Annotated in this window: 1 protein-coding gene; it reads left to right on the top strand. The window is 63.4% G+C overall.

The features are described 5' to 3' along the window. A partial coding sequence (locus tag KZZ04_RS18930) for a ParB/RepB/Spo0J family partition protein (RefSeq protein WP_219423797.1) occupies positions 1-279 on the top strand: 279 nt, incomplete at both ends.

Genomic DNA, 279 nt, shown 5'->3' with positions numbered 1-279 from the left:
ACCGATCGGGCGCACCACGATCGGTGGCGGCCGCTTCGAAATCATTGCCGGCGAACGCCGCTGGCGTGCCAGCCAGCAGGCCGGTAAGGACACCATCCCGGCGATGGTGCGCGATGTGCCGGACGAAACCGCCATCGCCATGGCATTGATCGAGAACATCCAGCGTGAAGACCTCAACCCGATCGAAGAAGCGATCGCGTTGCAGCGCCTGCAGCAGGAATTCCAGCTGACCCAGCAACAAGTGGCCGATGCGGTGGGTAAATCCCGCGTGACGGTGTC

This window comes from Pseudoalteromonas sp. CR1, assembly GCF_019392235.1.
GTDB lineage: Bacteria > Pseudomonadota > Gammaproteobacteria > Enterobacterales > Alteromonadaceae > Pseudoalteromonas.
The sequence above is the reverse complement of the archived record's forward strand: the minus strand, read 5'-3'. Positions and strand labels throughout refer to the sequence as shown.